The 22,611-nt window shown below is 28.3% G+C and carries 23 protein-coding genes; all 23 read right to left on the reverse strand.

Translation table 11 applies throughout. The features are described from left to right. Window positions 1–142: 142 nt before the first annotated feature. Window positions 143–310, reverse strand: coding sequence for a transposase (locus ACYUDJ_RS14195; RefSeq protein ID WP_080333558.1), 168 nt, complete (start codon window positions 308–310; stop codon window positions 143–145). Between the two features lie 110 nt (window positions 311–420). After that, on the reverse strand, window positions 421–687 hold the full coding sequence (locus tag ACYUDJ_RS14200) for a hypothetical protein (protein ID WP_043032179.1): 267 nt from the start codon (window positions 685–687) through the stop codon (window positions 421–423). 2 nt (window positions 688–689) lie between these two features. Beyond that, a complete protein-coding gene (locus ACYUDJ_RS14205; RefSeq protein WP_242867255.1) occupies window positions 690–1,226 on the reverse strand; it encodes a hypothetical protein in 537 nt (178 codons plus the stop codon). A 304-nt stretch (window positions 1,227–1,530) separates the two neighbouring features. Continuing rightward, the gene (locus tag ACYUDJ_RS14210) at window positions 1,531–2,787 is read right to left on the reverse strand and encodes a class I SAM-dependent methyltransferase (RefSeq protein ID WP_043032180.1); all 1,257 of its coding nucleotides are present in this window, start codon (window positions 2,785–2,787) and stop codon (window positions 1,531–1,533) included. Between the two features lie 19 nt (window positions 2,788–2,806). Further along, window positions 2,807–4,111 carry a phosphoenolpyruvate mutase gene (gene aepX, locus ACYUDJ_RS14215; RefSeq protein WP_043032181.1) on the reverse strand — a complete coding sequence of 435 codons (1,305 nt, stop codon included), beginning with the start codon at window positions 4,109–4,111 and terminating at the stop codon, window positions 2,807–2,809. A gap of 72 nt (window positions 4,112–4,183) precedes the next feature. After that, window positions 4,184–5,314, reverse strand: a complete 1,131-nt coding sequence (aepY, locus tag ACYUDJ_RS14220; protein ID WP_043032182.1) for a phosphonopyruvate decarboxylase — start codon at window positions 5,312–5,314, stop codon at window positions 4,184–4,186. 34 nt (window positions 5,315–5,348) lie between these two features. Beyond that, window positions 5,349–5,507 (reverse strand): hypothetical protein, encoded by a 159-nt coding sequence (locus tag ACYUDJ_RS14225; RefSeq protein ID WP_154698159.1) that lies wholly within the window; start codon window positions 5,505–5,507, stop codon window positions 5,349–5,351. Further along, window positions 5,504–6,601, reverse strand: coding sequence for a Rossmann-fold NAD(P)-binding domain-containing protein (locus ACYUDJ_RS14230; RefSeq protein WP_043032183.1), 1,098 nt, complete (start codon window positions 6,599–6,601; stop codon window positions 5,504–5,506). Before ACYUDJ_RS14230 ends, ACYUDJ_RS14225 begins: the two co-directional genes overlap by 4 nt. After that, window positions 6,586–7,356, reverse strand: a complete 771-nt coding sequence (locus tag ACYUDJ_RS14235; RefSeq protein ID WP_052500389.1) for a phosphocholine cytidylyltransferase family protein — start codon at window positions 7,354–7,356, stop codon at window positions 6,586–6,588. Before ACYUDJ_RS14235 ends, ACYUDJ_RS14230 begins: the two co-directional genes overlap by 16 nt. 30 nt (window positions 7,357–7,386) lie before the next feature. Beyond that, on the reverse strand, window positions 7,387–8,331 hold the full coding sequence (locus ACYUDJ_RS14240; protein WP_043032184.1) for an NAD-dependent epimerase/dehydratase family protein: 945 nt from the start codon (window positions 8,329–8,331) through the stop codon (window positions 7,387–7,389). 21 nt (window positions 8,332–8,352) lie between these two features. After that, a complete protein-coding gene (locus ACYUDJ_RS14245) occupies window positions 8,353–9,039 on the reverse strand; it encodes a metallophosphoesterase family protein (RefSeq protein WP_043032185.1) in 687 nt (228 codons plus the stop codon). Window positions 9,040–9,075: 36 nt separating this feature from the next. Further along, complete coding sequence (locus ACYUDJ_RS14250; RefSeq protein ID WP_043032186.1) at window positions 9,076–10,122, reverse strand: DUF1015 family protein; 1,047 nt, start codon at window positions 10,120–10,122, stop codon at window positions 9,076–9,078. Window positions 10,123–10,292: 170 nt separating this feature from the next. After that, entirely contained in the window at window positions 10,293–12,338 is a 2,046-nt protein-coding gene (locus ACYUDJ_RS14255; RefSeq protein ID WP_043032187.1) for a sulfatase-like hydrolase/transferase, read from the reverse strand. 166 nt (window positions 12,339–12,504) lie between these two features. Beyond that, window positions 12,505–13,617, reverse strand: coding sequence for a LegC family aminotransferase (locus ACYUDJ_RS14260; protein WP_043032188.1), 1,113 nt, complete (start codon window positions 13,615–13,617; stop codon window positions 12,505–12,507). A gap of 80 nt (window positions 13,618–13,697) precedes the next feature. After that, complete coding sequence (locus ACYUDJ_RS14265; RefSeq protein WP_043032189.1) at window positions 13,698–14,690, reverse strand: NAD-dependent 4,6-dehydratase LegB; 993 nt, start codon at window positions 14,688–14,690, stop codon at window positions 13,698–13,700. 25 nt (window positions 14,691–14,715) lie between these two features. Further along, window positions 14,716–15,354 carry an acetyltransferase gene (locus ACYUDJ_RS14270; protein ID WP_043032190.1) on the reverse strand — a complete coding sequence of 213 codons (639 nt, stop codon included), beginning with the start codon at window positions 15,352–15,354 and terminating at the stop codon, window positions 14,716–14,718. 11 nt (window positions 15,355–15,365) lie between these two features. Next, complete coding sequence (neuC, locus tag ACYUDJ_RS14275) at window positions 15,366–16,517, reverse strand: UDP-N-acetylglucosamine 2-epimerase (protein ID WP_043032191.1); 1,152 nt, start codon at window positions 16,515–16,517, stop codon at window positions 15,366–15,368. A gap of 8 nt (window positions 16,518–16,525) precedes the next feature. Next, window positions 16,526–17,533, reverse strand: coding sequence for an N-acetylneuraminate synthase (gene neuB, locus ACYUDJ_RS14280; RefSeq protein ID WP_043032192.1), 1,008 nt, complete (start codon window positions 17,531–17,533; stop codon window positions 16,526–16,528). Beyond that, window positions 17,526–18,233 carry an acylneuraminate cytidylyltransferase family protein gene (locus ACYUDJ_RS14285; RefSeq protein WP_043032193.1) on the reverse strand — a complete coding sequence of 236 codons (708 nt, stop codon included), beginning with the start codon at window positions 18,231–18,233 and terminating at the stop codon, window positions 17,526–17,528. Before ACYUDJ_RS14285 ends, neuB begins: the two co-directional genes overlap by 8 nt. Further along, window positions 18,226–19,308, reverse strand: a complete 1,083-nt coding sequence (locus tag ACYUDJ_RS14290) for a nucleotidyltransferase family protein (protein ID WP_043032194.1) — start codon at window positions 19,306–19,308, stop codon at window positions 18,226–18,228. Before ACYUDJ_RS14290 ends, ACYUDJ_RS14285 begins: the two co-directional genes overlap by 8 nt. Before the next feature lie 183 nt (window positions 19,309–19,491). Continuing rightward, the gene (locus ACYUDJ_RS14295) at window positions 19,492–19,839 is read right to left on the reverse strand and encodes a hypothetical protein (protein WP_043032195.1); all 348 of its coding nucleotides are present in this window, start codon (window positions 19,837–19,839) and stop codon (window positions 19,492–19,494) included. Continuing rightward, a complete protein-coding gene (locus tag ACYUDJ_RS14300; protein ID WP_043032196.1) occupies window positions 19,839–21,638 on the reverse strand; it encodes a motility associated factor glycosyltransferase family protein in 1,800 nt (599 codons plus the stop codon). Before ACYUDJ_RS14300 ends, ACYUDJ_RS14295 begins: the two co-directional genes overlap by 1 nt. A gap of 239 nt (window positions 21,639–21,877) precedes the next feature. Beyond that, window positions 21,878–22,611: flagellin N-terminal helical domain-containing protein (locus ACYUDJ_RS14305; RefSeq protein WP_460289652.1), on the reverse strand; the 734-nt coding region annotated here is incomplete at its 5' end.

The following is a 22,611-nucleotide window of genomic DNA, read 5'->3' on the forward strand; positions in this document are numbered from 1 at the left end:
CCAGTTTTGTTATGGGTTGAATATTAACTATAATTCCTTCGGAAGTTCTTTTAACAAAACCCGTTATATTACCAATACTTTTAACTAAAACTCTTACCCCTACATTTTCAAGCTCTGTTCCATACAGAACTGTAGATTTGAACTAACTTATGAGATTGTGCGTTATAAATACTAACCACAAAAATCCATAGATACCATAAAATTTTGAGGTTCTAAGGTTTTTTATATGGTATACATTTTTAGCCATCTTAAAGAAGGCTTCTATGGTTTGACGTTTGTTATAAAAATAAAATATTTCTACTGTACTCATATCCTTATTACTTATGTTGGTTATGAGTACAGTATATTTTAATTTTCCTTTGGAGATAACGTTTGAACTATAATATGTCTAACTCCATTATTTTCAGGAAACTCATAAACTCATGCAGCCTTATCGGCTTGAAGATATCCTGAATAATCTATTTCTTTTGCAAGATTTCTAGCAGTTCTACTAGAGTATCCTTTAGTAATAAATTTCAACTTAGGAATTAAAAGTAACTTTTCAACATTGTCTGATGAACCAAAGCCGCTATCAGTCCTTAAAATTAAATTACCATTGTGAAGTTGCTCTTTATATTTAGATAGTATAGCTTTTAGTAAGTCACTATAGTGATTAGTACAATGAATATTCCCAGAATCTAAAAACATTGTTACTGTTTCAAAGTGTTCACCTGTAAAAGCGGCAGCCAGTTGATATCCACTTTGGTTTTTTTCTTAGCAAAGTAGCCTTTTTCAGTTAATTCAAAGCTCTTACCATTAGCAATTAGACCTGTTTGATCCCAGTCTACGACTACTCTCGTATGAGAGTGAGCTGAGTTACTATGTTTCATAAAAAGATGATGATGAATGTCTTGCAGTTGATGTATGCTGCCAGAATCAAATCGTCTAATTAATTCATTAATTTGTAATTGATCTGGCGCTTTATCCATATCAAACATATTTAGGGCAAGTTTTTCTACACCAAGCTTTTCATTGATGTCTTTGGTTGTTTCGCAACCACTTGTTATAGACATCATAATGATAATAAATTTTTGATATACAGAATATTTTACTTTCTCCATCTTAAGCTTAAAGACCTCAAATGGCTTGAAAAAATTCAGTTTAAGACCAAATTTCATTACTGCAGTTAGCCAAGTGGAAGTATTTTCTTCTCTACAGCTATCTTGAGTAAAGGTAAAATTATTCATAGGATAATACCGCCTTTCTTAATTTTTCTGTGCAAAGAAAATTATACTTCAAGGCTTAGTATTATCCATTATCTATTTTTGGGAAACTATGATATGGAAACTAATAAAGTTTTGTTTGTACAAAACTTAAGTAACTAAACTAATATTTTATAGTTAAAATTTATGATATAATTTTGAAAGAATAAAAAGAAAATAATCACTTTAATTTTTTTGTAGCTCATGTGATATTCTTCTTAAAAATTACTTTGCTCTTGTGGTAAATTATATAGTATACACCAACTTACAACTATATTTTTATTAAATTTTATTTTCCTTTATAAATGCTTATTTTAGGTATTATCGAAACAAAATGACCACCATTCTCTTCAAACCTTTTATTAGAGTCCCTTATGAATTCTATATAACCTGTTGCAAATACTACTATATAATCTACAGGTTTTTCATAGATATAATCAGGATTAACAATAGGAATATTAGCTATCGGTACATATAAACCATCATAAAGAGGATTAACATCAACTAAGTATTCCAAATCATGATTACTTAATCCACATAGATTAATTAGTGATATACCTCTTTGCCCAGCTCCCCACGCTGCAACTTTTTTACCTTTATTTTTTTCACTTAAAATAAAATTAGTTAACGATTGAATATTTTCCTTCGTATTATTAGCAAAGTCTTGTAATGTTTTAACATCAGATAATTTAATATCATCTATGAAATTTTTATCTATGTCATATTCACTATCATTTAAAATACTTTCATAATCATGAACATTCGCTTCCCCTGGAATAGCGTATACTAACATTGATCCACCTTCCATAAAAGCTTTTTTACCACCTATAATATTAAATTTATACTTATTTAATAACTTAGTAATAGTACTTAGTGAGTAATATGATAAATGTTCATGGAAAAATGCATAAAATTGATTTTCATTTATTATGTTTCCCAAATAAGGTACTTCTATTAATAAAATACCTTTTTCATTATCTAATATTTTGCATATAGAACTCATAATATCTTCAAATGAATCTATATGTTCCAAAACGTGTCTCATTATTATCATATCTGATTTTAAAAATTCATTAGGAATTTTGGAAATAGCTCCACTACAGAAATAATCATTAACAGTTTCTACACCCATACTTTCCGATTCACTTGCCAACTTTCTTGATGGTTCAAACCCCAAAACTTTACTTCCTCTATTATTAATACACTTTAGAAAGTACCCATTTCCGCTACCTATTTCAATAACTTTTCTTTTTCCAAAAAATTTATGAATTTCTTCTGCAAGCCCATCTACATAAAGTTTAAACTCCTCAGAGTGTGATGGTGTATATGTATATTCTTCATAGATTTCACTATCTATTACATCAAGTAATTGCACTAGCTTGCACTCTTCACAAACATATGCATCTAAGTTATATGTATATGTCTTAGAACTTGCACTTACTGGATTCCCTGCTAAAGGTATATCCTTAAATTCTATAAACTTTAATAAGGATTTACTTTTACATAATCTACATTCATTATTTTTATTAAACGAAAATTTTTTCATAGTCCTCATCACTCCTAAATTAGTCAATTAATGTGATAATATCCTTTATTGACATTAAGTTATCATCAACTTCTTTCGCTCTATGACATTCAAGAATTTTTGTTGCTGTTTGTTGCATTGCAGGAAACGCACTTCTTGTCAACTGATTAGCATAAATTACAATATTTACTCCATGTGTAATAAAGTCTTCCTCAGTAACTGTGTTAAAAGAAGTAGGTACAACAACTATTGGTGTATCTTTATCCGTTTTTCTAAATTTATCACAGAATTCAAATATTTCTGTAGGATCCTTTTTACGACTGTGTATCATAATACCATCAGCACCTGCATTCACGTAAGCGTAAGCTCTATTTAAGGCATCTTTCATACCTTGTTCAAGAATTAAGCTTTCAATTCTTGCTATAATCATGAATTCATCAGTTCTAAGAGCCTCTTTTGCTTCACTAATTTTATGACAGAAGTTTTCAACAGTATCTTGAGTCTGCTGAACCTCTGTTCCAAATAATGAATTTTTCTTAAGACCAGTTTTGTCTTCAATAATAACTGCAGAAACACCCATTCTTTCAAGGGTTCTTACATTATACACAAAATGTTCTACCAATCCACCTGTATCTCCATCTAGTACAATAGGTTTAGTTGTAACTTCCATAACATCATTAACTGTATCAAGTCTTGAAGACATATCAACTAATTCAATATCAGGTTTTCCCTTTGCAGTAGAATCACAAAGACTTGAAATCCACATTGTATCAAACTGATCTAGTTCTCCGTTACGCTCAACAACGGTTTTTTCTGCAATTAGACCAGTAATTCCATTATGTACTTCTATAGCCTTTACAATTGGACGAAGCTTTAACAACTGTCTTAATCTCTTTCTACGATATTCAGGCATTGCCAATTTTTCTCTTGTAATATCATCAATTTTTTTTACATTTGTATTTCTTGTATATGGAATTTCAATTAGTTGCCCATTCCATCCCTTTAATATTTCAATAACTTCTTGTCTTAAAGCTGATTGTGGTCCACTTTTCCAATTATCACCATGAATTACATAGTCAGGTTTTAATTCACTTAGTACATCTTTATAAGAAGTAGTTTTTTGAATAACTACTTTATCAACTTCTGGTAACTTTTTAAACATTTCAACTCTATATTCAATTTGAGTTGTTGGAAAGCGGTCAAACTTAACACAAGCTTCATCACTTAAAACTCCAACAATTACATTTCCATATTTTTTTGCTTCATTTATAATGTTCATATGTCCTTCATGGATAACTCCTGTACTGAAGCATGCATATACACTTTGGGTCACTTTATTGTTCATAATCTTTTCCCTCCATATTTGATACTATCCAGATATTAAAATTAATTCTAAAAAAATTGCTATAAAAATATATTATTTTACACCATGATATTTCATAAAATTTTCTTTATTCTCTCTTGCTGATTCTTTTGGTCTTCCAAGATCAGCCCTTGACTCTAAACTTACCTTTACCTCAATTAAACATAACTCATTTATATATTTAGCTTTTTTTAATACAACAGTTAATTCTTCTAATCTATAGACATGATACACTTTGGGATAACCACAAGCTTGTGCTATATTTCCAATATTCACATCAACAGCACAAGTAGGCATTCCCCCTACTGATTCGTGAGCATCATTATTAAGAACAATGTGAATCAGATTCTTAGGATTTTGCTTTGCAATAAAAGCTAAGGACCCCATGTGCATAAGTACTGATCCATCACCATCAATACAATATATTCTTCGATTTTCATGTTCCTTTGCAAGCCCCAAAGCAATCATTGAAGAGTGCCCCATGGAACCAACAGTTAGAAAATTTTGCTTATGTCCTCCAAGGATGCTATCACTTTCTTCATATACTTCTCTAGATATCTTTCCAGTCGTAGAAACAATCATATCTGTCACTTCAATTTGTTTTAAAATTTCTTTAATTGCATCTTCTCTAATAATTTCATATGAATTTTTATGTGCTTTATTACCACGTTTTTCAAAAGTTCCTTTTTTAATAATAATAGCAAACTGTCTATTATTGTTAAGTTCATTTCTAGCTATTTCAAAAATAGCCTGTAACTGTTCATCAGTTGTATTAGAACTAATTACCTCATTTTTAATATTCAATACATCAAATAACTCTTTTGTAATCATTCCTTGAAATTTATGTTGTGGCTCATCATGAACACTAGGTTCTCCACGCCACCCAACCATAAATAAAGTTGGAATATCATAAACTTCTTTATTTAATAATGAAACAATAGGATTAATAGCATTTCCAATACCACTATTTTGCATATAAATACATACAGGTTTTCCTGTTCCAAGATAAATACCTGCGGCTAATCCTACAGCTGCTCCTTCATTAGCAGGAACATAATGTTTTAAGCTGTGTGGATTTTCATAATTCATATAATCACAAAACTCTTTTAGTGTAGAATCTGGGACTCCAACAATAGATCCTATTCCAAGTCCTTCCATCTCTTTAACCATAGTTTCAATTTTCATTTGTTCCCCCTTAATTGCCTGTTCTAAAATGAGTTTATTTTTTACCTAAGTAAATTCCTTCTACTTCATCCCTTTCAAAAAGTTCATTTAATAATTGTAGCATTTTTTCTTTTGCCTCTTTCTCAGTGTTATCTTTAAAATAAATAGTAGGTTCAATTTTATCTTTATAAACTATTTTGCAATAATACTTCATCTTTTATAATTCTCCAACCTTTTCTTTATTTCAAGTGCAAAGAATTCACAATCTTCAACATTAATTGACTTTGGATAGTTAAGAGAAAAAACTTTTTTCATCTTAGTTATAACATCATCAGTGAAAAAAACTTTCCTGTTTTCAATTTTTTCTATACCGTCATGGGTTAAGCTTTCAGCATTTATTTCTATAGCTTGCTTTATATCAATTCCCTTTGGAAGAACAAGCTCTATTCTATCTTGAAATATCTTTGCTGGATATCCGCCAATTAAACCATTAGGTCCAGGTAAATGCATAAAGAATCCTTCGTTAAACATAATGCTTTGAATTATTTTTACTATATCCGATGATATCATAAGATTTCTTGTCGGCCCTGAAACAGTACTAATATTAGAAAGCTTAAATATCTCCTCATCACTAATTCCTTGAATATTTTTATCCTTAACAGTACATTCCAAAATGTATTGCGAACCCTTAGCTGATGCCTCTTTTGACACATAAGTATTGAGAAAATGACTTCCTATCATTTTAATGTCAATATCGCTTTGTTCAACATTTAATTTATTTGATAAACCCATTTTTATTCTAGGTATTAAATGGTTAAGATTTCCTGCACCTGTAAATGGTTCTAATCCTATACTTTTCAAAGCTGGACAAACTCCATCTGGGAAACTTGAATTTATTACTTTAGTTTTTATATTAGAAATTCTCACAGCTTCCATTAATTTGTAAATCAATGGGATTGCAAGTGGTAGCCATGCACCATATCCAATTTTATTGGGATATGAATACTCACCATATTTAATTCCTTTAATAAATCTACCTGTATATGCAATAATATCAGGTTTAACTTCATTTAATAGCTCTGCTGTTTCTTCAATGTTGTTTAAATCTGTGTTAATTAAACGAATTTTAGGATAAAATCCCATAAGTTGTGCAGATATTAATGTCATATTTATTCTTTTTTGTGCTTCCTCTGTAGATCTTGTAGTTACAATTATCTCAAAATCTTCTATTCCCTTTGTCCTTGAAAGAAAATCTAATACATAGGCACCTGTACTTCCATACCCTGCTATCATTATCTTTTTAACCATAATTCTCTTCTTCCTTTCATAACATCTTCCACTGTATTGAGGTTTATCCAATTATCCCCTGTTATTAACACTGGTTTCAATTTATAAGTTTTTAATGCTAAATTAATAGAATACAAACCATTTTCAATATTTGCTTCAGCGGAAATTGTATCTGTAAATTTATGTAGTAAATTAACAAGTAACTTTTTGCACGCACCTTCAAACTTCCACAATTGCATACTTTCTCCTAGAACCATGTTTTTATCCTCAATAAACCTAAATACGTCTATATGTTCTCTATCATATATAAATTTTTCCACTAAATCATTTTTACCTATAGCAACTACGCTTCTTTTAGGATTTATTTCTATATCTCTTATGGCAACAGCATTTTCACTTTTATCATCAGTAAATGTCTTATAATATTCAACAGGCATTAATAAATCCCCTTCAGTAATTAAAACTTTGTCAGCATCTTCAAGGGCTGGTGCAGATAATGCCAATGAATACTCGCATCCATGGTGATTATAATACTTATTGTAAATATAAGTAATATCCATATTGAATATACTATTTCCAATTGCTTCTTTTATTTGTTCTGCTCTATATCCCACAACAATCACTGTTTCATTAACTCCGCATTGACTAAGGCAATACAATATATGTTTGATAGAATTTGTTCCATTAAGATCAATAAGACACTTAGGAGTATATTTAGAATATGGCTCAAGCCTACTTCCAATTCCTGCTGCAAGAATTACCGCTTTATATTTCATAATTTACACCTCATTTACCTTGGTATTTTTCTATAAATTATAATATTCTTTTATCCATTCTGAGGTTTTTCTAATGCCATCCTCAAGTGATACCTTTATTTCCATTCCGAGCATTTTTTTTGCTTTAGTTGTATCTAAAAGTCTCCTCTTAGGATCACCTTCTCTATGTAAGCTATACTCAACTTCGGTTGTTTTCCCAGTTATTTTGAATATCATATCAAGTAATTGTTGAATAGTGACCTCCTGACTACTTGCAATATTATAACTTTCGCCTGAAGGAGAATTCTTCATAGCAAGATATGTTGCATCTGAACAGTCACTCATATATAAAAAAGTCCTTTTTACTTTATCTGCATCTTTATTAATAATGATTTTTTCTCCACGTAAAACTCTATTAATTAAATATGGAATAACATGATTATCATCTATATCCCTTGGTCCATATACATTTGCATATCTTAAATGACATATATCCATTCTATCTTTATAATAATTACCAATGTGCTCTGTTAAAATTTTACCCTGTGCGTATGACCATCTAGGAGTTATTTCAACAGCATCATATAAAGTTGGAGTAAGTTCATCTGTTGGAATTCTTTGTGGGTGACCATATATCTCAGAACTTGATGCATTAACAAATTTTTGAACATCATTCTTCAATGCCCAATCTATCATAACTTTAGTACCATGACAATTAACCATATATGTATCTACTGGTGCTTCATAAAAATATTTTGTTGGCACTATAGCAGCAAGATGATATATTCTATCAATGTCCTTCAACTCCATTTTGTGTATATCTAATATATCCCCTTTTATAAAATGAAAATTTTTGTTATCTATAACATTTTCGAGATTATTCATAGTTCCTCTAAATAAGTTATCTATTCCTATTATTTGTTCTCCTTCAGCAAGACACCTTTCCACTAGATATGAGCCTGTTAAACCAGCAACACCTGTTATTAATGTTTTCATTTTTTCTGCCTCCTTAATGAATTATATCCCTAAAAATAGCCTTTTAGCTAAAAATTTATCTAACCCTTCATACTGAATTTTTTCCGCTGTTTTTTTTATGTCATAAGATGTACGACAAAATTCTATGCTTCTACCCTCTGTATCAAAAATAGCATATTGTGCATCAGGTAATCCATTACGCGGTTGACCAACACTGCCTGGGTTTACAATATGAAGTTTTTTATATTTAAATGAAAACTGAAGATGAGAGTGTCCAATAAATAGTAAATTGTAAATACACTTATTATAAATACGTTCTAATTCTTTTTCTGGCGAGGAAGGAAATATATATTGCCAATATACATCTTCAATTCCTCCATGATAAATTTCAAACTTAAAATCACTAAATATATTCTTTTGCTTAATTTTTATTAAAAAATTCATTGAAGCATCAGATAGATGATCTGCAGTCCATTTTATAGCAAAAATACCATGCTCAGTTCTAAATTTAGAATAGTCACCATTTAAAATAGCAATATCATGATTTCCAAGCACAACCCCTATCAAATTTACTTGAGATAGCAACTTAATGGTTTCATTTGGCTCCGGTCCATATCCCAAGATATCGCCTAAACATATATATCCATCAACCTTAGAAGCGGAATCATTTACCACAGACTTTAAAGCTTCATAATTAGAATGTATATCTGATATTATTCCTATTTTCAAAGTTATCTCTCCTTATTCATATTTACACTAAATTTATTATTTATATTGCTTAAATATTAGAAACGATGGGAACTTAGGAGAAAACCATGTTGATTTTGGTGGCATTATACATTCATTGTTTGCATACTCAATAAATTCATCTACTTCTATTGGATATGTTTCAATTACAACATCATTTTTATCTACTAATGTCTCATATTTTTTTAATTCACAATCTGATATGTATTTTAATTTTCCAGTATCAAAAATACGGAAAGCTTGTGAAATAATTTGTGTATTTAAACGATAACTGTCATTATTCCAAAAAGCATCTGAATTTAATTCTATAAGATTCACAACAAAACTGTCATGCTTATATTTTATTCTTATTCTTCCTTTAGACAGAGGTGTTTCTGGTGGTAACACTTCAAATCTATTATAAATAAAATCTTTAGCTCTCTTAACTAATTGTACATCTGAATTTGGTATAATACGATGAATTGGCAAAATATTTAAATATTCAAAGCTAATTAAGCATGATAAAACTGAATTTTTAAATTTACATAAGGATGTTGTATACAAACGATGATGTCCATCTGCAACATATAGTTTATCTACTTGTATGAATTCATCCGTTATCTTCTGTGCTTCTTTAGCGCAAAACACATAAATTTCCATGTCATCCAATGTAAAATAATATGTATACTTTTCTTCTTCTATATAAGACAAATAGCTAACTTTTTTTTCATGGGCCAATAATATAGGGGCAGCTTCACAATTATATCCATACAAATTACTTGACATACCTTGAATTGTATCTGGTAAAACCACTTCATGGCATTTAATTTTGCCATCATTATATTCCGCAATAGGAATATCACATATAATACCGTAGGCATTTTTATATTTAAATATGTAAACTGCATCATTAAAATTTTGAATTTCTTGATTATTTAAAACTTCCTTTTCTGTTCTTGTTAAGAAAAGCGTTCTCTCATCTAAAGCTATTTTATTATCTTTAATATTAGCTAAATTGATGAATTCTGAATCATATATTTTTCCACTTGTATTTATATATGATTTTTCTATTGTACTAACTCTCATATGCATCACCGCCTTTTTAACCAGCAAAATCATTTTTGATAAACATGGTGAATTATTCTTTTAATTTCATAATTATTATCCTTAAATTTCTATATAAATTTATGTTTTATTATGCACTTTTATAAAAAAAGTAATGTTTTCCCCATGGAAAAATACCATTCTTTTTACATCTACACTTTTATATTTTTCTTTATGTGATTAAAAACAACTTCCAAGTATTTTTCTATTTTTTCTTGTAATTTATTTTTTTCATCTATTCCTGTTTCTTTATTTATTAAGCTAATATTAAAGTTTTCAATATCCACTCTGCCATCATTTTCAACAAATTTCTCAGATTCAAATATAAATCTATGAGCGTAATCATTTATTACAACTTTATAGGTTTGTCCTGGGAAAATAGATTCTGTATAAGAAAATTCCCTTTTATAATCTCCACCTAAACAAGCTGGAAGTTTTCCATCTATATTTGAATCATACTCAATATTTGAGAATTTTAATACCATAGATAAAACATCTACATTTTCGATTATATCATCTATAGACTTATTTTTAATATTTGTACCTTTGATAAAAAATGGTACCTTTGTTCTTCCGTCATGAAAAAACCCAGTATCTTTTTTTAAAAATGTTTGTCCATGATCTGAAACTAGCATTATTAATACTTCTTCTTTAGAGTATTTTGAATTTATATAATTAAATAAAATATCTAAATAAAAATCCAATTTTTTAATTTCCATCTCATATCTTTCTATTTTCTTTTCATCATAATTCTTAAATACTGTTTCATTATTATCCTTCTCTACTGTCCTAGAATAGAGACTACCTTTTATTTGGCTACTTATTTTTGGTTCTATATTATCTGCAACCTTATGTAAATCTCCAAAAGATAACCATATAAAATTATTTTTTTCATCAAAAGCTTCTAAATGCTCCATTGTTTCCATTACAATTTCTTCACAGCCCATTCCATCTATTCCAGGTTGATATATAGTCCTATCAAACCCTTTGTTATATCCATATAAAGGAGTTTTTCTCCAATCGCCACATATTTGCGTGGTAAAATACCCCTCTCCTTTAAATATTTCACTCATTAATTTTTCCTTACTTCCAAGTTTATATGTAAATTGCGGATGAAACAATTTATGATTTGTAGTATATTCTCCAGTAAAAAAAGTTGCTAATCCTGGCAATGTCCATTCGCTATTACAATAACAATTATTAAACCTTAATCCATCATTAAAAAATTCATAAGTTTTAGGCATCATTTTTTTAAATTTATCTTGTTTTATTGTTTCCTGTGATAATCCATCTATAAATAAATACATAATAAGTTTTGGCCTGTCTTCCCTAATTTCATCCTTAAGCTTTATAATATCACCTAAAAAAAACTCATTATCACTTTGTATTGTTAATTTTCCATTTTCTCTTATTGGCACATAGTGGAATGAATTTGGCATTAATTTATCTAAATTAAATTCTTTATTATTTATTTTAAAATTAATATTTGACATACTTCTTGTAGATACTGGTACAGCTATATCCTCATTTACTTCTATATCTATAGTTTTATTTACAAATTTACCATGAAGCATCTCAGTTTTATACAAATTCACAAACTGAGGATGCAAGTTAACAAAATCTTCAATTTTATATAAATTTACGTAATGACCCTTTACATTATTTTCTTCGTCAATAAATTTTCCTATTAAGCTTTCTTCTTTCCCATTTAACGGGAAAGACCTTGCATCTATTTCATTAACCTTTGATTTAAACTCTATAATTTTATTTTTAAATTCTATTACTTTGCTAGGGTAATTACTTATAACAATTTTAGAAAGTTCATCTATAGAATTGATAATCATACTTTTTTCTTCATGACTGTTGCAATATTTTAATGCTTTAAAGTAAAAGTTTGCACTCTCTATAAAGTCTCCTTTAAATCCATATACCATTCCCAAATTGTAGTTTATTTCATAATTAAAAGGTAATTCTTTTAACGCTTGCAATAATACACTTTCCGCTTGTTCTAGATTATTTTCACAAACATATAAAGCTGCTTTTATAGTAGATATAGTCATATCAAAAGGAAACTGTTCTTCATATTTATTTAATATATCTTTTGCTTCATCATATTTGCCTTTTGTAATATAGTCTTCAATAGTTGTCTTTGTTTTTTTTAATCCTGATACTTTTATTTTAAACTCCTCTAATGTCATATAGCTTACTTCCTTTCAAAAATGTTTAAATTTAAATTCTACATACTATTTAAACAAATGCCATTTACCCGCAACTTCTCCCAATACATTTTTATAAATAATGATTGTCTAAATATTTAGGTATTTTAATTATAAATGTTGACTATAATAAATTAATATTATAATATTAATTTTTATTATAAATAACATCTACTATTTTATTACAAACACTTTCAATATCTTCTTTCTTTAACCCTAAAGAACTAGGAATGTTTATGCCCTTACAAGCTAATTTCTTTGTAACACTTATATCCCCACATTTACAATATTTATAAGGAGCCATCTCATGCACCGGCATAAAAAATGGTCTTGACTCTATTCCATTTTCCCTTAACTTAAAGATTAGCTCATCTCTAGTTAAAGGATACTCTTCTTCTATCAAAATAGAATAAAGCCAATATACATTTTTTACACCCTCTTTTTCTATTGGTAAAGTTATTCCCTTTACATTTTTCAAAAGCTGATTATATAGCTTTGCATGTTCTCTTTTAATTTTTATATACTCATCTATATTTTCAAGTTGAGCACAGCCCATAGCTGCAAGTAAATTAGGCATTCTAAAATTATATCCTATTTCTTCATGACAAAAAGCTCCATTTCCTAAAATAGTTTTTGTTTGAGTAGATAGATACTTAGCTCTTTCTCCTAGTTTGTCATCATTAGTTACAAGCATCCCACCTGCACCAGTAGTTATTAATTTATTACCATTAAAAGAATAGCATCCTACATGTCCTATAGTTCCTGTAGCTTTACCCTTATATAATGAACCTAAACTTTCTGTAGCATCCTCTATTACATAAAGATTATGTTTTTTAGCTATTTCCATAACCTTATCCATATCTACAGGATGACCATATATATGTATTGGTAAAATGGCTTTTGTTTTAGGTGTTATCATTTCTTCTATATTATTTGCATCCATTACATAAGTATCTCTACATACATCTACAAAAACCGGCTCTGCCCCTACATATTTTATAGTATTTACAGGAGATATAAATGTCATGGAAGATACTATAACTTCATCACCCTTACCTATACCTAAAGTTCTTAAAGCAAGTTCTAAAGCTGCTGTACCATTCATAGTTACCACTGCTTTTTTAGCTTTTACATATTTAGCAAAATCCTCTTCAAATTTATCTACAAAAGCTCCTGCTGAAGATACCCAATTTGTATCTAAACATTGTTTTATATATTTCCATTCGTTCCCTTTAATTTCTGGTATACATAATGGAATCATATTATCAACTCCATTCTCTATTATTATATATTTATCGTCATTTATTTAAAATAATTTAGGAACATATATATATGTTCCTATTAAACGTTATAAATGTCTGTTTTAAAATATTTCATATTATTTCTTATCCACTCTATAGTTTCTTTTAAGCCATCATCTAAACTATATTTAGGATTCCAGCTAGTTAGTTCTTTAATTTTTCTATTATCTGACCATAATCTATTTACTTCACTTTTTTCTGGTCTAATCCTTTCTTCATCGCAAAGAATTTTCACATCCTTTTCCATAATATTTATAATCTTCTTTACTGTATCTCCTATAGAAATTTCATAATTAGACCCTGCATTTATAACCTTACCTATAGTTTTATCACTTTCCGCTACCTTTATAAAAGCTTCTGCGGTGTCTTTTACATAGTTAAAATCTCTTGTTGGACTTAAGCTTCCTAATTTAATTTCTGTTTTTCCTGCAAGTATTTGTGATATTATGGTTGGAATAACGGCTCTTGCAGATTGTCTTGGACCATAGGTGTTAAAAGGTCTTATAGTTGCTACTGGAAGATTAAAACTTCTATAAAAGCTTTCTGCCATTTTATCTGCTCCTATTTTTGATGCTGAATAAGGAGATTGTCCCTGCATAGGATGTTTTTCATCTATTGGTATGTAAAGTGCTGTACCATAAGTTTCAGAAGTTGAAGTATGTACTATCTTTTCTACTTCATATTCTCTGCATGCTTCCAATACATTTGTAGTTCCTTCTACATTAGTTTTAACATAGGCCATAGGAGATAAATAAGAATAAGGAATAGCTATAAGTGCTGCTAAATGAAATACTACATCCTGTCCCTTTATAATTCTTTTCATACCATCATATTCTCTTATATCCCCTGTTACTATATTTATACTATCTTTTACTTCTTTAGAAAAAGTGTCTATCCAACCCCAATTATTAAAAGAATTATATTGAACAAGTGCTGTAACTTCAGCACCTAGTTCCAGTAATCTTTCTGTTAAATGACTACCAATAAATCCTTCTGAACCCGTAACTAATACCTTTTTTCCTTCTAGTTTCATAGTATCACCCTCTCTGTTTTTAAGTCTATTTATATTTCTTTATTTTGGAAGGTATGCCTAATGCAACTACATTATCTGGAATAGAACTTATTACGACAGATCCAGCCCCTATGGTAACATTGCATCCTATGTTTACTCCTTGAATGACAGCTGCTCCTATACCTATATGAGTATTTTTTTCTATGCTTACGCCTCCACCTAATACTGCTCTTGGTGAAATATGACAATTATCTTCAATAACACAATCATGCTCTATTATAGCTCCAGTATTTATAATGCAGTTTTTGCCTATTTTAGCCCCTGAGTTTATAATAGCTCCTGGCATTATACAAGTGTCTTCTCCAATAGCAGCATATTTTGATACCATTGCAGTATTATGCATTAAGACTGGCAACTTAAAGCCTATTTCTTTTAAATTGTTGTATATTTTATTTCTTAAATTTAAATCACCTAAAGCGCCTATGCATAAAAAAGCATTTTTTACTCCATCCTTATAAACTTCCTTAAGTTTATTATCATCACCTATGATGGATATATCTAATAATGATTTTTCTGTAGCATATTTATCTATAATTCCTATTATCTCATAAACATTATTACTTCTTATAATGTCTATTATTACTTTACAATGACCTCCAGCACCTACCAAAACTATTTTTTCCATATATTAAACTCCTAGTAACTTAATCTTTTACTTAATAGTTTTTTATTTATAGCTATAGACTTTAATATTTCTACTATTTGCTTGCTTGTATTTCCATTACCATATATATTATCTATAGAATTTAGATTTTCTTTGAATTTTTCATCCTTTAACACCTTAGATATAGCATTAGTTATTTCATTTTCACTATAATCTGTATCTATTATATTCTTATTTCTAACTCTTCCTTTTTGCCTATCTCCTATATTTACAACAGGTATTTTAAAAATAGGGGACTCTATAATACCACTGGATGAATTTCCAATCATAATATCTGCATATTTTAAGAGATTTAAATATCTTTTTTGTCCAAGGCTATAATATATCTTAGCTTCCTTATGATCTTTAACAAAATCATTAATTTTATCTATAATAATTTTACTTCCAAAATCAGCATTAGGATACGTAAATATATACTGTGCATCAAAATTACTTATTGCTTTTAACAAATTGTCTATTTGTCCTTTAGTATTCTTTAATTGAAGAGTTACTGGATGATATGTAATTAAAAAAACTTTTTTTGTAAAATTAATATTCAGCTCTTTTTCTAACTGTTCTTTACCTAAAAGCTTTAACTTCTTTATATTTTCAATTCCTGCTTGACCTACATTAAAAACTCTCCAAGGTTCTTCTCCCATTTTTATTATTCTTTCCTTATAATATGCAGCTCCTGGAAAGTGTATATGAGCCATTTTAGTTATGGCATGCCTTATTTGCTCATCTACAGCACCTTCTGTAGATTCTCCCCCGTTCATATGGGCTATAGGTATATTCATCATCATAGCGCAGGTAGCTGCTATAAAGGTTTCATATCTATCTCCTAAAATCAATAAAATATCCGGCTTTAATCTGTCAAAGGCTTGAGCCATTTGTATCATTTCAATCCCCATAGATTTTAAAACGGAGCTTTTTTTCTCAGAATCTATAATCATATCTATTTCTTCATCAATTTTAAAACCATCTTTTTTTATCTGACCTACAGTATAACCATATTCTCTAATTAAATGATTTCCTGTAACTATAAGCTGTAATTGTAAATCTTTATCCTTTTTTATTTCTTTCATAGTCCAATAAAGCAAACCATATTCCGCTCTAGTTCCTGTTACTACTAATATTTTTCTCATAAAACCACCTACTTAACATTTTCAAATGTTATAGTTCCATCTTTTTCTATAAAAACAATAGCCTTTTTGCCTATAATTTTTTCAGTATAAATAGGACTTAAGCCATTTTCTGGTCTTTTAAAAGTAATATTTTTATAAGAAATTTCTTCTCCAATTTCTATATCTTTAGCTGCTACTATACTTTTTCTTGCAATAGCTTTAGTACTTTCCTCATTTTTATTGCATATTTTTATACCATTTCCAAAAGCTTTTTCTATGTTTCTAATATTCTTTACCATTTCTTTAAGCTCATTAGGTTCAAGAGATGCTCTATGGTCTGGACCTTCCATATTTTTATCTAATGTAAAATGTTTTTCTATAACTTTAGTCCCCATAGCAACAGCGCCAATAGGTATTTCTATTCCAATTGTATGGTCTGAATAACCTACTGGTAACTTAAATGCATTTTTTAAAGTAAGAATTGCATTTAAATTAACATCTTCACAAGCTGTAGGATAATTGGATGTACAGTGTAATAATGTTATTTTATCATTCCCACCTTCTTTTATAGCATTAACTGCTATTTCTACTTCTCCTAAATTAGCCATACCTGTGGACACTATCATTGGCTTATTAAATTTTGCAATATATTTAAGCAATGGAATATTAGTTAAATCTCCTGAACTTATTTTATATAGGGGAATATTTAATTTTTCAAGTAAATCTGCACTTTCAAAATCAAAAGGAGTGGATATAAACATTATCCCTTTTTCTTCGCAGTATTTTTTTAAAATAATATGTTCCTTATAAGATAATTCTAATTTTTTAAGCATTTCAAATTGATTTCCATTACCTGTAGTTTCCTTTTGATATTCTGCTTTTTTGGCTGACTTTGTTACTAAATTTCCCGCCTTAAAACTTTGAAATTTTATAGCATCTACACCTGCTTCAACTGCTGCATCTACTAATTTTTTAGCAATATCTATATTACCATTATGATTTACTCCTGCTTCTGCTATTATAAAAGTTTTATTCATTATATCCCTCTTTCATTAAAAATTCAGCAAATTTAAAATCAATAATATCATCTATATCTACTGAAGTTACTTTATCCATAATATATGGTGCTGTATTATCTGTATACCAATTCTTATTTTTAAGTAAACATTCTATTTTTGATATATATATGGCTCCGTTTAATCTATATACTTTTGGGGCATCTTGTCTTCTGATATAAAATGTAGAATGTTCTAAAAAATCTTTTAATTTCCCTTTTTCTATTTTCTTCATCCAATAAGGAGTTACTTCACTCTCACAAATACTTACCAAAGAATCAAAATTTTCATAAATTAGTCTTTCTAATGCTTCATCAATTTGCTGTACTCTTCTAAAAGGTGAAGTACATTGAAGTAAGCACACATAATCAGGAAGGTATTTTTCATTTTCTTTTAACCAGTTGATACAATGAATTATAGGATCAATTCCTGGTGTATCATCCTTTGCTAATTCACTTGGTCTTAAAAATGGTACTTCTGCACCATAATTTTTGCTTACTTCTGCTATATCTTTATTATCTGTAGAAACCACTATTCTATCAATATATTTACTTTTTTTAGCTTCTTCTATGGTATAACTAATAACAGGTTTCCCATTCAAGCTTTTAATATTTTTTTTAGGGACTCCTTTAGAACCTCCTCTTGCAGGGATAATTACTAAGACTGATTTACCATTAATCACATTTATCACCTACACTTTTATCTGCAGAAATTAAATCATAAATATCCTTATTAACCTTATTATAATCTTCAATTCTACCAATATCCATCCAATAATCTTTTATTTCATAGCTCCCAACATTAAGTCCTTTTTTTATACAAATGTCTATTAAATCTGTTATCTCAAAATACTCATCCTGAGGTATTAAGCTTATAACCTTAGGACTTAAGCAATAAACTCCTGCATTTATCAGATATTCCATGTTAGGCTTTTCTTCCATTCCTGTTATAGAATTTTCCTCTGTTTTAACCACTCCATATGGAATTTGAAAAGAATGCTTTCTTGTGCCTACTGTAATATCAAAACTATTATCAATATGATAATTCATCATATTTTCCAAGTTTAAATTAGTAAAAATATCTCCATTAATAACAAAGAAAGGCTTATTAACAAAGCTCTCTGCAAGTTTTATGCCCCCAGCCGTACCCATCCTTTTATGTTCTTTTATATACTCTATCTTTACTCCATAGATATATCCATCTTGAAAATAATTTTCTATAATTTCAGCTTTATAATTTACAGAAATAAAAAATTTATTATACCCATATTGTTTAAAATTATTAATAATATGTTGAAGTATAGGATCATTTCCTATTCTAAGCATAGGCTTAGGAACTTCTTTTGTTAAATCCTTAAGTCTTGTCCCTAAGCCTCCTGCCATTATTATAACTGGATTTTCTTTTCCTTTAGGCAAAAGGATATCATTTACTGTTATCATATCTACCACTCTATTATCTTCATCAACTATTGGAATTTCTCTTATAGCATTTTTTATTAAAACATCCTTTATTTCTTCTATAGAAGTTCCTTGTTTAACTTTTATGGGATTTATATGCATTATTTCTTCTATTTTTTTCTCTAGTGACATCCCCTCTAATATAGCACGTCTTATATCTCCATCAGTTACAGTTCCTATTAATTTTCTTTTCTCATCTACTACTAATATTATTCCTTTTGCACCTTTATCTAATAGTTTCAATGATTTTTTTATTGAGTAATAAGGATATGCTAATATTTTTTCTATATTGTTTATCATAATATCCTTCCTTTATATAAAATTTATACTACACCAAATTTTACTTAACACATTATATATGCTTATATAATTATATTTTGATCAGATCCCTTTATTAAAATATTTTCATAGTACATATATCTGAAATTATTACAACTCACTTATAAAATACATATTATCATATATAATAACCACATTAAATTATTAACTAGCTAAAGTTAAATTGATCTTTTTTTCAATTTCATCCATAATTGGCATCAATTCATATTGAAATAAATCTCCAACTAATATAAAATCACTATTTTCAACTGCTTCTATTATTTCCTTTAGTTTTTCATTTAACTCATCTAATGATATTTCTGATTTGTGTATGTCTTTTGTTAATTCAACAATCTGAATAAGCCAATCTATACCATCGACTATTAAAGGTATAGACTCTAAGGCTTTATTTTCATCTCCTGATTGAAAATTTTCTGCTGAATTTATAATACCTATTTTTAGATTTCCAATATATTCACTGGCAGTTCTTAATGATTCAAATTTTAATTCCATTATATTTCCCCCTTTAGATTCTCTATTCCTTCATTTAAAATTGGCATAAATTCTTTTATTTTTTCCTTTATTCCTTTATATAAAGTTCTACTCTTTTCTGATATCTTTATTCCCTTTTCTCTTTGGTTATCTTTAGAAGTTAACATATAATCTGGATTGCATAATACATTTTCTATAACTTCAAATAATAGTGAATTTATAAGAGTGATTTTTTCTCTATTCTCCTTTATATAATCATCTATTTCATCTAATTTTTTATTTATTTTATCCATATTAATGTTTTTACTTTGGATAAAAGCTAAATACATATCATTAGAATAATCTAAAGCCATTTCTGCTTTTTTATATATTTTTTCTAATATACTTTTACTTTCTTCTAAATACTTTATTATTTTTTCCTTTTCTATAATAGGAGGATGATTTAATATATCTTTTATTTTCCCTTTTTCTATTTTTTCTTTTCCATATTCCTCTATGGTATTACTTAAAGGCTGAACTATAGTTCCTTCCATATTAGCTCCTCCTTCAGTGCTATTTATAAAGATTTTATCGCTACACTCCTTTATTATTCCTTCCATATTAATTCTATAAGCATTTAATTTTCTATCTGTTCTAACTAAATTTCCAAAAACATCTTTAACTTCTATAGTATCTATTTCGTCATTAATTTTATTATTCTCTTTAAAAGCAGATGAATTGGAATGTATTTTTTCTTCTGTATAAGCAAAATCTTGTCCTATAAACGTAATAGGACTACACCCTAAATAAGCTGCAAAGGATGTACAATTATGAGCTACTGATCCTCCTGATATTAACTCATCCACATTATATTCTAACATAAAAGATGTTAAAGGATTCTCTGAAAATAATACCTTAGATCCTTTATATAGATCCATAGCCTTATAACTAGTATTTTCATAGAAAATTAATGGAATTTTATAATCTAAATAATTCTCTATAAATTTACAATTAAATTCTATAGGATCTATCATACATATAAAGTCAGGATTTATGTCATTTTTTATTAATGTACCTAAACTTCTAGCTCCTGTTATTATTATAAATTTATCTTGAACAAATTTCAATTTATGAACATTTTTTTCTAAGGATGGTCCTGCAGAAACCACTATAGCAGGCTTACCTATAAATTTATTTTTAAAATAATTTATAGGAGTAGATTCTACTATATGCTTTAAATTGCTTATAAAAGCCTTTGTGAAAGTTTCTGAAAAGCATTTGTTTGTGGCATTGTTCATTAACAAATTTTCAATAATTTTTTTTAAAATTTGAAAAGCTTCTAGAAACTCCTGTTTATAAAGCTTATCATAGTTTGAAAAAACTTTAATTTTTATATTTTTCTTTACATCTATATGACCTATATTGGTGTAAAATAAATTTTCCATTCCTTCTTTTTTATATAGATATATAAAAACTCTATCATCTTCTATTATATCCTTTGCATATTCTACTTCTAAAAATTTATTTAATACATTTATATCCGGTTCTATAATTAAAATTTTATTATTTTCTTCTAATTTATTTAGAGTCTCTTTTATATGTTCTCCAGAACCTAAGCCAAAAACTACTATTATACTTTCAGGGTTTATATCTTCTAATTCTTCTAAAAACATATCTATATCCTTTTGAACATTATATTTACTTCCTAAATATATTTTTTTACCCTCTTTATTTATTTTTATTATATATTTGTTATCTCTACTTTTTTCTAAAGAATATCCTTCATCTATACCCTTAAACTCCTTTAGATATTGTAAAGTTTTTTCTGTAAAATTATTCATAGTACACCTCTAACTAATTACTCTTTTATAAATTATATGTCGTTATTTTCTGTAATAACTTTAATATACAATAAGATTATTTATAATTATAAAAAAGAGCTAGAGAACTTTCTCTAACTCTTTTTATACTTATAAATAAGCTTCAATAACTAAATCGAAGATTTAATTTAAAGGAAACTCCGCCTCTTTACGTTGACGGAGTAAGCTCTACTAACTAAATTGAAAATTTAGAGTATCACTTATCTTAATAATTGAAGAACTCCTTGTGGTGCTTGGTTAGCTTGTGCAAGCATTGCTTGTGCTGCTTGTGTTAATATGTTTGTCTTTGTGAAGTTCATCATTTCTTTTGCCATATCTACGTCTCTTATTCTTGATTCTGCTGCTTGTAAGTTTTCAGCTGCATTATCTACATTTGCTATTGTATGTTCTAATCTGTTTTGATTAGCTCCAAGTTTTGCTCTTTCTTCTGATACAGTATTTATAGCTGTATTTATTGTTGTTATCATTTTTGTTATAGATCCAGCTGTACCATCTATCTTAACACTAGTTGCATTTACTTTCAAAGCAGCTGCATCCATTTTTTTGATACTTAAAGTCATTGTTTGGCCACTATTAGCACCTATTTGGAAAGTTAGTGCTGTATTAGATGCTGTTCCATCTAACAATTTTTTAGTATTAAATTCTGTTTGATTTGCTATTCTATCTATTTCTGTTTGTAATTCTGCAACTTCTTTATTTAAATTTTTTCTATCTACTGTTACATTTGTATCATTAGATGCTTGTACTGCAAGTTCTCTCATTCTTTGAAGAATTGAGTGAGTTTCATTTAATGCACCTTCTGCTGTTTGGATTAATGATATAGCATCTTGTGAGTTTCTTGATGCTTGGTTTAATCCTCTGATTTGTCCTCTCATTTTTTCAGAGATTGCTAATCCTGCAGCGTCATCTCCTGCTCTGTTTATTCTTAAACCTG

Source organism: Clostridium sp. CTA-6, from assembly GCF_054768115.1.